Source organism: Falsigemmobacter faecalis, from assembly GCF_003863335.1.
GTDB lineage: Bacteria > Pseudomonadota > Alphaproteobacteria > Rhodobacterales > Rhodobacteraceae > Wagnerdoeblera > Wagnerdoeblera faecalis.
The window spans coordinates 21,412-27,411 of the sequence record NZ_RRAZ01000031.1; the positions used below are offsets into that span (position 1 = coordinate 21,412).

Consider the following 6,000-nt stretch of genomic DNA (forward strand, 5'->3'; position numbering starts at 1 on the left):
AGTCAGAGCCGATTGTGCTCAAAGCATGCCATGCTATGCGCACTGCGCAGCTGGCCCGCCTGAAAGAGCGGGCTCTATCGTGAGAGATGTGCGGCCTTGCGCAGTGCCTCATTCATGCGCGATTGCCAGCCCTGTCCGGAGGCTTTGAATGCTTCGAGCACATCCGCATCCAGACGCAGAGAGACCGCAATTTTGGGTTTTGCCAGCTTCGGCCGGCCAAGGCTCTTTCGAGCGCTCTCTGCCAGGGCAGGAAACACCTCTGAAAAGGCTTTGGCGTTCTTCAGGTCTTCTGCCTCCAGCTCCGGGCTCTCCACGGCGTCCCAGTCCGTCCGGCTGTAGCCATTCTGTGCAGCATGCTTTGGATCAAATTCCCTCATGGAACTCCCTCTCCTTTTTACCCGCCGGTCGCATCGAGATGATGGAAAGCCCCTGGCTGCCCAAGGCGGCAAAGACAACCGCGATGGTCCCATCTGCAAAGCGGCCGATTGCCATAAAGCGGCGGTCTCGGGTTTCGACCACCTGTGCCGCCAGAAAGAAGGAAACTGTCAGGTCCGCGAAATCCAGACCATGTTTGGCGATATTTGCCTGACGCTTCGGCTCATCCCAAACGATCTGCATAGATTCCTCTTCCAAGACTTATCGTATATACATAAAGATGACAGATGTCAATCTTTTTGTATATACGATAAATGATCAGTACCCCAATGCTTGGGGTTAGATGTGCAAAAGGGCAAGCTGCATGCGCGTTACACTCCCCATCCTCCTGCGCTGTAAGACGGAGCCTCAGGCATCGTGTCGGACAGATGGGACGCTCGCATAGCCCTGTTCGTAGTTTTCGAGGGCCGTCTGAAAGAACCTATGGACTACATCCTCGTCCATCCCAATATGCTGAGCTGCAAGGGCAAAGGCCGCGATCAGCTTTGCGACTTCCGGGGCAAACCCCGTCATGTCATCGTTTTCCAGCATCCGTGTTCCCCGGCTCAGATAAAAATGTTCTGCCGATGGCGCAACTTCAGGCTATCTGTAAGATGGTGAGAAAGGCTTTGGAAGCACCACAAGGTGGTATATTCCTTACCCTATACTTTTGAATAATTACGCTGTCCGAAATTATCCTCTTAGGTCGACGGTGTGCACGGGGTCAGGGTCGTTGGTAACGATTCACCGTCGCACTATTTATGAGTAATGGCGTCCTTGGCTCCGTGCTTTTCTTTCTGCTCTCTTTGAACACTTAAGTCTTTCGGTATCGATTTTCCCTGCTGTGGGATAGTCTTCCAAGACCTCAGATCTGTGGTTTACAACATCCGCCCTAGTATAAAATTATCAGTGCAGCCCATGCCGGGGACAGGATGCGCAAAAGGGGAGAGTTCCTGAGCGTTATACGCCCCGCCCGAAGGATTCATTCTCGCACGGGCTCATGCATCGTATCGTTCTACGCGCGCGCGCGCTTCGGTGCCGTTGTAAATCTCGAGCGCGGTCTGAAACAGTGCCTCGGCCAGATCATCATCCAGCTCGATGCGCTGTGCGGCCACAGCAAATGCTGCAATCAGTTTCGCGATCTCGGGGTCGAACCCCTTTCGTTTACTCTCAGGCATCACCGAATGTCCTTACATCCCGGCGCAGAAGCCGCACCTGCAAGGCGCCCACGACAGCGATAACACAGACACCAACGTGGCATATCCACGCCGTGATCACCTGTATACCTGCCAGAGCAGGGAACCCAGCATACTACCTATCATAAGCGCACCAACCACACATGCCACACCTATCACCCACAGGAGGGCAATTGTTGCCGCCCTCTTCCAACCACCTGGCAACCTCAATCCCCCTGGGTTTAGATCCATGTGTCAGAACGTAGGGTAGTTTGCCTTGGTTCTGAAGGTGGATAGCGACAGTTTTGTATGTCTTCGAATGGGCGAGGATCGAAAATTATCCACATCTGCAGCGCTCGGGAAATGATGTGCGATTTGCGAAAATTTTGCGTATTCTGTCAGAAACTATTCAATTTCGGTCCCTGCCGTCATGCTCATGGCGATGCCCATAAAATGGCTGCGGACCGCTTCCGGCAGTGTGTGGTAGGCCTTCAGAAGTTCGCACGCCTCTTTGGTTAAGATGATATCTTCCAGCCGGATGCCGTCCTCCTCCAGATCTTTGAAAAAGAACCCTATGGGGACCTTAAGCGCGAGGGCCAATTCAAAAAGACGGGAGGCACTGACGCGGTTGGCGCCCTGTTCATACTTTTGAAGTTGCTGAAAGGTGATCCCAGCTTCTGCTGCAAGCTGTTGCTGGGTGAGGCCTATCATCCAGCGTCGGAAGCGTATTCGCCGTCCCACAGCAACATCTACCGGATGTGTCACAGGTCAAATCCTTGCTCAAAAATACAATTCCAAGATGATTAAACGAAATTCATTCCGCGCCTTCAACCCTGTGTTTGGCTATCATCTGCCCTCTGGGGTGCGTAAAGAAGCTCGAAAGCGACGTCTTCGTTCATCCCTTTCCGCTGGGCAGCAATATCAGAGGCCGCGATTGGCTTCGCTGTATCAGGCGAGAGCCCATCCAGCGCAACATTCTCTAACACGTCTGTCCCTTGATCATTCTATCTGGCCAGAACCGCGGGTAGGTGTGGCAGGTCAATGCCGCTGATGTGAGCGAAAAGTTTACTTATCAACACGCAGTCTTACTCCGAGCTACCAGGCAAAACCCTGACTTTATGCGCCGCACCCATGGCTGACAGGCGTCTGACGCGAACGGGTCAGGGGTGTCCAGCAGGGCCGTTTCGAGCGGCAAGCGGCCTGAGGTGCTGCGTCGTGGCATCGGCGAAAGCATGACAGAGGGGGTGCTTGATCTGGGTGTAGCGCCATCAAGTAGCTCAGGGTATCATTTAGTGCGAATGCTCGAAGTTCTGCAAGATGGGCGATTGCCCGTTCCGCACCGAAATGCATAAATCAGAAATCCGCCCCAGATGAATCTGAATTAGATATTTGGAGCAGATGAAAATACATACTACTAATAAATTCAAGATCATTCCTACATTGCGCGGCATTTTCTGGAAAATTTAGGGTAAACGAATGGATAAAATTAATATCAGTTTGACATACTGCTACGGAATTACCGCCTTACAGCATACTTTTGACTTTTCTAACAAAAACATGCCGGTCGTGCTGTATGCCCCAAACGGCACGATGAAAACATCTCTTGCAAAGTCCCTAAGAGATTACTCAAGGGGGGGGGTGCCAAAAGATCTGATTTTTGATGAAAGGGAGTCCGCATGCAATGTTGAAGATCAAAATAGCGCCCCTGTACCTCCGGAATCAATTTTCGTAGTTGAATCTATAAACGAAAAATATAGCTCAGAGAGAATTTCGAGCCTTTTAGCAAGCGACGATCTGAAAAGTGAATACGACTCAATATTTAATACTATATCAAAAAAGCTAGATGATCTATTTAAAAAGCTCAAGAAGCAATCCGGTTTAACCAAGGATGCAGAAGCGTCGTTCTGCGATGCTTTCAAGGTGAGTAGCACTGCAATTATTGATGCGCTTGCGCGACTTGATCGTGAGGTTAATAGCGGCCAGTACGCTGAATTTGCGAATGTAAAATATAAGGTCATTTTTGGACCAAAGGTGATAGATTTTTTAAAGGACGGTGACATCCAAGTTTTGATTGGAGAGTACACCGCTACTTATGATAAAATTTTGGAAAATTCAAAGTACTTTAAGAAAGGCACTTTCAACCATAGCAACGCAGAGATTATTGCAAAAAATCTCAAAGCCAATGGCTGGTTCGATGGGGGGCATTCCGTAAACCTTAGTGATGGCGACAGACGCATGGAAATTCAGAGTGAGGCTGATCTGACTGCAGCCATACAGCTGGAGAAAAATCAAATCCTCTCTGATCCAGCACTCCAAGAAAAGTTTAACAAAGTAGAAAAAGCTATCACAAGTGCTGAGTTGCGCGAGCTAAGAGATTACCTAGTCGACAATCCAGAACTAATTCCAGAATTGAATAATATTGATCAGTTCAAGCAGCGTGTTTGGATAGCCTACTTGATTGCAAACCAAACAGACTATCTTTCTTTAGTCAGCGAGTTTGATAGCAGTCAAGTCCGCCTGCGCGAGATTATTTCTGAAGCAGAAGCCCAGCAAACTAGATGGGAAAATGTCGTAGACCTATTTAACCGCCGCTTCCACGTTCCATTCGAAGTCAAGGTTGTGAACAAGAGCGATGCGATATTGAATAGCCGATCACCACAGCTGGCGTTCTACTTCAAAGATCGCTTTAATGGTGTGGAACGCCAGACCTCGAAGGATGCTCTTGATCAAGTCCTTAGCAATGGAGAAAAAAGAGCTCTCTATATTCTTAATATTATTTTTGAAGTTGAAGCGAGAAGGGAGGGTAATATAGAAACAGTCTTTGTGTTTGATGATATTGCAGACTCCTTTGATTATAAGAACAAGTACGCAATCATCGAATATCTTTCCGACATTAAAAATGATCCGCTTTTTCATCTTATTGTGCTGACGCACAACTTCGATTTTTACAGAACTATCAAGGGTCGGCTCGGTATTTACGGCGCGAACAAAGTCCTTTGCAGTCGAAGCGAAAACAGTATCGCGCTTGTTGAGGATAATTTGAGCGAAAATCCGTTTGCAGATTGGAAGGATAATCTTGGGGAGGCAGTCAAATTAATTGCCTCAATACCGTTTGTGCGAAACTTAGCAGAGTACACGGGAAATACTGCTGCTTTCAACACGCTGACTGCTCTTCTACACATCAAGGCAGCAAGTGAAGCGATTACCGTCTCAGAACTCCGGAATGTTTTTGGTTCAGTTCTTAATGCAGGTTCATTCTATGAATTTGATCGATCTGACGTATCAGTCATTTCAATTATTGAGAGCGAGTGCGAAGCGATAATGAACATTTACCCGGACGAATTAACCCTTGAGTGCAAGATCGCGCTATCGATGGGAATCAGGTTGAAAGCCGAGCGAATTTTAATTCAAGAAATAGCGGATCCTGTATTTGTTAATGCAATTCAGAAGAACCAAACATCCAAGCTGATACGGCGATATAGTAACGCTCTTGATGCAGACCCTGCGATCATGAAAACTATGCAGAGAGTTCAACTCATGACGCCGGAGAACATTCACCTCAATTCTTTCATGTATGAACCGATCTTAGACTTGTCTGGTTTCCATTTGCAGTCGCTTTTTGCTGAAACTTCTGGGCATCTCGCCCAATAAATATGCCTTTATAATGTTACGACGATGCGGCGCATAAAGTTCAGGGGCCGCGTCGTTCCAGATTGCTCCATCGCTGCCGAGGCTCCGTTGTATGATTCTCCGAGTTGCGGCATTGGAGAAAGTCGCCAACATTGCACGGGCGGGGTGGCTAATGGCGGCAATGGCGGAAAACGGTCATTTCATGCGGCCCGCTCGCGGTGCTCTGACCATTCCGCCCGGATGGCGGAGAGCGTCTGCGTCAGGCGGCTGCTCTCCGCCTGACGGGTTAGCGGCCGGCGGCTGCTCAGGGCAGATGGCGCGCTTTCAGGCCTTGCATCGGCATGGGTTACTGACGGGCCCCACGGCATGCGCGAGAGGCTGATCTGAGCGGAGGTATTTGCGGAGGAATGGCAGCTGAGCGTTGCCAGCACGTGGGTGCATTTCGCAATCATGACAGCCACCACGCGAGCAGACCGAAGGCGGTGACGTTGGCGATGAGAGCACCAATAAGCCACCTTGGGGCGGGGTGCAGCCGCTCGTCCCGGCTCTCGCCTTCTTCCAGGAGGCACTGCAGCAGATCGGGTTCAGCACTCATAGGTGCGATCCTCCAGCTGGCTGCGCAGCTGAGCGATTTCCGCCTGCTGCGCATCGCAGAGATCATGAACCGCAGTCATCTCGGCTCGGGCTTCCTGCAATTCGCGCTCCAGTCGGGCGCGCTCGGGGTCGTTATGGGGTCGGGTCATTTCAAACCTCAGTTCTGTGCCGCTCAGCTCATGCCCAG

Annotated in this window: 8 protein-coding genes; 1 reads left to right on the forward strand and 7 read right to left on the reverse strand. The window is 50.0% G+C overall.

Annotation, left to right across the window (positions count from 1 at the left end):
* Positions 1–74: 74 nt before the first annotated feature.
* The 5 genes from EG244_RS16575 to EG244_RS16595 all read right to left on the reverse strand — a co-directional run bounded on the left by EG244_RS16575 (position 75) and on the right by EG244_RS16595 (position 2,354).
* Complete coding sequence (locus tag EG244_RS16575; RefSeq protein WP_124966295.1) at positions 75–377, reverse strand: BrnA antitoxin family protein; 303 nt, start codon at positions 375–377, stop codon at positions 75–77.
* A complete protein-coding gene (locus tag EG244_RS16580) occupies positions 364–618 on the reverse strand; it encodes a BrnT family toxin (protein WP_124966296.1) in 255 nt (84 codons plus the stop codon). Before EG244_RS16580 ends, EG244_RS16575 begins: the two co-directional genes overlap by 14 nt.
* 165 nt (positions 619–783) lie before the next feature.
* Positions 784–966, reverse strand: a complete 183-nt coding sequence (locus EG244_RS16585; protein WP_124966297.1) for a hypothetical protein — start codon at positions 964–966, stop codon at positions 784–786.
* 446 nt (positions 967–1,412) lie between these two features.
* Positions 1,413–1,592 carry a hypothetical protein gene (locus EG244_RS16590; RefSeq protein WP_124966298.1) on the reverse strand — a complete coding sequence of 60 codons (180 nt, stop codon included), beginning with the start codon at positions 1,590–1,592 and terminating at the stop codon, positions 1,413–1,415.
* A gap of 402 nt (positions 1,593–1,994) precedes the next feature.
* Positions 1,995–2,354 (reverse strand): helix-turn-helix domain-containing protein, encoded by a 360-nt coding sequence (locus EG244_RS16595; RefSeq protein ID WP_124966299.1) that lies wholly within the window; start codon positions 2,352–2,354, stop codon positions 1,995–1,997.
* A 711-nt stretch (positions 2,355–3,065) separates the two neighbouring features.
* On the opposite strand from EG244_RS16595, the gene EG244_RS16600 reads away from it, so the two are divergent.
* Positions 3,066–5,240, forward strand: a complete 2,175-nt coding sequence (locus EG244_RS16600; protein WP_124966300.1) for a hypothetical protein — start codon at positions 3,066–3,068, stop codon at positions 5,238–5,240.
* A 427-nt stretch (positions 5,241–5,667) separates the two neighbouring features.
* Here the strand turns inward: EG244_RS16600 and EG244_RS20485 are convergent, their stop codons facing one another.
* Positions 5,668–5,814 (reverse strand): hypothetical protein, encoded by a 147-nt coding sequence (locus EG244_RS20485; RefSeq protein ID WP_158617338.1) that lies wholly within the window; start codon positions 5,812–5,814, stop codon positions 5,668–5,670.
* The coding region (locus EG244_RS20490; protein WP_233589044.1) for a hypothetical protein at positions 5,804–6,000 on the reverse strand (197 nt) is incomplete at its 5' end. The genes EG244_RS20485 and EG244_RS20490, both read right to left, overlap by 11 nt.